Below are 241 nucleotides of genomic sequence, written 5' to 3'. Positions count from 1 at the left end.
AGGCCCGCGAGCGACAGGCCGGCGTTCTCCGCCCCGCCGCGCGGCGCCGCCCTGCGGCCGAGCACGCCGGTGATGCTCGCCGGGATGCCCGCGAGCGGCCCGAAGCAGACGAAGCTCGCGATGCCGCGCGCGAGCGACCAGACGCCGAGGCTGTTCTTGGGGTAGCCGTACACCGGCACGCACGAGCCACCGGGGTACCCGCCGTACGGCGCCGCGGGGTAGCCGCCGGGGGAGCCCGGCC

At 78.4% G+C, this 241-nt stretch carries 1 protein-coding gene; it reads right to left on the bottom strand.

All coding sequences use genetic code 11. The annotated features are described in order from the left end of the window. Positions 1 to 241: DUF4190 domain-containing protein (locus tag KVT14_RS21110; RefSeq protein ID WP_306795889.1), on the bottom strand; the 241-nt coding region annotated here is incomplete at both ends.

Source organism: Cellulomonas sp. GbtcB1, assembly GCF_019091725.1.
Lineage (GTDB): Bacteria > Actinomycetota > Actinomycetes > Actinomycetales > Cellulomonadaceae > Cellulomonas.
Note: the sequence above shows the minus strand (reverse complement) of the source record. Positions and strands in the feature narration are given on the sequence as shown.